This window comes from Mesorhizobium sp. M0045 (genome assembly GCF_040323385.1).
In the GTDB taxonomy this organism is placed as follows: Bacteria; Pseudomonadota; Alphaproteobacteria; order Rhizobiales; family Rhizobiaceae; genus Mesorhizobium.
Genome location: NZ_JAMYUY010000058.1, coordinates 1 through 3,086, shown reverse-complemented (window position 1 = coordinate 3,086; position 3,086 = coordinate 1). Strand labels below are relative to the sequence as shown.

The window sequence follows — 3,086 nt, the reverse complement described above, 5'->3', positions numbered from 1 at the left end:
ACCGTTTGCAACATTCGTTTCTATCGACCCGACCGTATCAAAGCCACCATCTCGCTGAATCGCAGAGTGACGGTCTTCGTGAGAAATATCATTCATAGTTTTCCCATGGGCTAACTTGAAACCGAAATCCGTTCTACTTTATCGATTCGCCATTCCCGCGTCCGAGACGATCTACACGATGGCAAGGCCCCGCTAGTCCTCACACGACACGAGGATCACAGCGCCGGCGTGCGCCATGCGCTCTAGGCGGAGCACGCAATTCCGAGCTTGCTCGTCGTGCCGGCTATGCGCAGAGCATCCTGCCCAGTGCCGACATCTGCAGCATAGTGATCAGATCGTTGCCCGCACTGGACGCCACCGAGCACGACGAGAAGCGACCACCCACCGCCTTCGGCGCGACATGCAGGCGCTGGCTGTGCATGCTCCGGCTTCGAACACGCTTTAGCTCATTGTGAGTCAGCCACCACTTGCTGCCAAACGAGTAGCCGGGCTGCGGTATGTCAGGCCTTGGCGGGTCAACGCCCTTTTGCCAAACGCATCCAAAGCCGACTGCACGGCCCTTTCGTCGAGCTCGCCGCAAGCTGTACCCCATCTGGATGGCCAAAGCCGCTGCTGGAGGATTGACAGCGGCACCCGCGACGAACGCGGCAAAGCTTTAATTGGAGGGACACACTCAGCAGTGCCGCATCAATCGCATCGATTTGGATCATTGGAGCGAGCTTCATCTGGCTAGCCTCGGCCGAAGAACGCTATCGTCGCAACGGATCCTCCACCGTGTCCAACGCAATTGGCTTGCCACAGACAACGTTGTGCGAACGCGAGAGGAAAACCATGTGTTTGCCGCCGCAACTGCAGAATACTTGAGCCTCGGGGTGTCAGGTTCTGAACACAGATGTCTTCAACTGAACACCGAACACCGGCAACACGGAGGCGAATGACGACGCTCGCCAGCCGGAGATCGTGAATGCGGGGTCCGGTCAGCCGGGTTTCCCGCGCAGGCCGATCGATCGCGCGAGCTGGAACTCCCGTGGTGGAAACGAACAGCGCGCTGTTCAAGGTCCGAACCGGCGACACGCCAGCAACTCGGATCTCCTCCCGTGTTGTGGGGTACAGCGGCGGCAAAGCGGTTCTTGTGGAACTTGGTTTGCCGAATGATCAAGCGGAACAGGCATTGCGGCGAGGTGATGTCTGAAGGAAGCGTCGAGGACATCAAGCACCCGTGGCTGGAGCCTATCAGGGGACGAGACGGGCGAGTACGCCCCGCCTAGTCCGCCCCCATGAGCTATCATTGATTGGCCCGGCTCGGGACCTTTAGGGCGTTACCGCTGGGAGAACCCTCCCGAACCGCGAACGTCATAGTTCCGTCTTCATTGATCCTACTATCGTAGAACATACGGTCACGGACAGAATTGTCCCGGTCGAACGTCAGCACTCGCGGTTTGATCTCGGCGATCTGATGCCCCTCGATATATATGGAGGAGCAAACAATTATCTCATCTCCGACCTGACAGGTACGAGCTGCGGCTCCGTTCAGCACACAGCAACGAGAACCCCTCTCGCCGTAAATGACGTACGTGCTGATACGCGCGCCTGAGGTCTTATTCCAAATCTCAACGAACTCCAGCGGAAGGATACCCGCCTCATCGCAGTGATCTGGATCCAGAGTTATTGAGCCGTGGTAGTTCAGATCCGCGTCGGTCACAATGATGCCATGAAGCTTGGCGGCAACGACTTTTCTCATCTACAGGTTTCCTCTTTCGGCTATGGGTCGCTGCGTCGACCAGCGACTGGAGTGTCTCAGTTCCAGGTACGGGATGGATCGATATTGTGTAATAGATCGAAGGCTGCTTTCAACACGGACCGGTAATCACGATGGAGATCGCAGCCATAGTACGCCAGCAGGCGAAGTCGGTCAGGCGCAGGTTGGCCGGTTATGAGACGGAGGCATTGATGGTCAACCGATTCCCTCTTCCGGTAGGATAAGATCCGACGCAGACCTGACATGTTCCATTCCTTCGATTGCGATTTCAGCGACGACATGAATGCAAGTCGGCACCTTCCGCCGCCTCGCGACCAACACCGCAAACCTCGTGCCAATTATGTTCAGCGAGCTAAGGAAAAACTATCTGGCTGCTTTTCAGCTATTTTGCCTGAGGCCAAACAAGAGATTTGGTTCACAGGCCTGTATCGCTCACCCAACAAAACGACAGGAGGGTGTCTCAGATGGTGCCGTTTCGAGACGCTGTAGATTGACTTCGGAGACGGGGGAGAAGTGACGGTGTCAGGGCAAGCGGAGGCAATTCGACCGGGGGCCCGCTACCTCGACGGTGGTCTATTCATCTTGTGAATCGCTCCCGTCAGCCGTTGGTCAGGGACCCGTGGTTCCTTGCCGATTGCGTCGAACATGTCAGCGCCTATCGGCGTCCGGAGATACGGTTACGCTCAATCTCCGGGCTCGTGCCCGTAGTAGTTACGATGCAGAAGTCGGAAGACTGCTCGCCCCGACGAGCGTCTAGCAGGATATCGACGACGTCGCGCGGGTCAGCCTCAAAGCTGTACCCGACCTGTTGCCCGCCTTGTAATATGCACCGCAGTACTCAGCCTGAGGCCATCTTTGGTTCCAAGTTGCCGAAAGTGACGTCGCCTCACGAAAATCCTGAGGATGACGGACTTCCGTGACGGGCCGCCAACTGCCGCCATCGTAAAGCCGGTGCTCAAACGTTGGTTGCAATTGAACGACCGTATCAAAACTACCTTCGTGCTGCTTCTGGGTAAGCGCTGTTCTCAGGCCACGGCCCTGGTTTCGGGCGCACAGATGTAGGCCCAGGGCAGCAGGTCGTCGATCAGGCTGTTGGGGTGGCCATTGACGATCCTGGTGAGGACGTTGGCGAGGTAGCCGAGCGGCTCGACGTTGTTCAGCTTGCAGGTTTCGATCAGCGAAGCGATCACCGCCCAATGCTCCGCGCCGCCGTCAGAGCCCGCGAAGAGAGCGTTCTTTCGGTTGAGCGCAATCTCGGGGTCATTCTGCCCATGTTGGGCAGGAGGTCGAAGTCCATTATCGTTGGCATCCGTATTTCGGACGCCGG

General features: G+C 57.5%; 2 protein-coding genes. Both read right to left on the bottom strand.

Annotation, left to right across the window (positions count from 1 at the left end):
• Positions 1 to 1,285 precede the first annotated feature (1,285 nt).
• The gene (gene panD, locus NKJ72_RS30795) at positions 1,286 to 1,741 is read right to left on the bottom strand and encodes an aspartate 1-decarboxylase (RefSeq protein ID WP_352480781.1); all 456 of its coding nucleotides are present in this window, start codon (positions 1,739 to 1,741) and stop codon (positions 1,286 to 1,288) included.
• A gap of 1,043 nt (positions 1,742 to 2,784) precedes the next feature.
• The coding region (locus NKJ72_RS30790) for a transposase domain-containing protein (RefSeq protein WP_352480780.1) at positions 2,785 to 3,086 on the bottom strand (302 nt) is incomplete at its 5' end.

Bases quoted from the DNA above. Each gene is read 5' to 3' on its own strand.
- panD (WP_352480781.1), bottom strand. From the start codon at position 1,741: ATGAGAAAAGTCGTTGCCGCCAAGCTTCATGGCATCATTGTGACCGAC.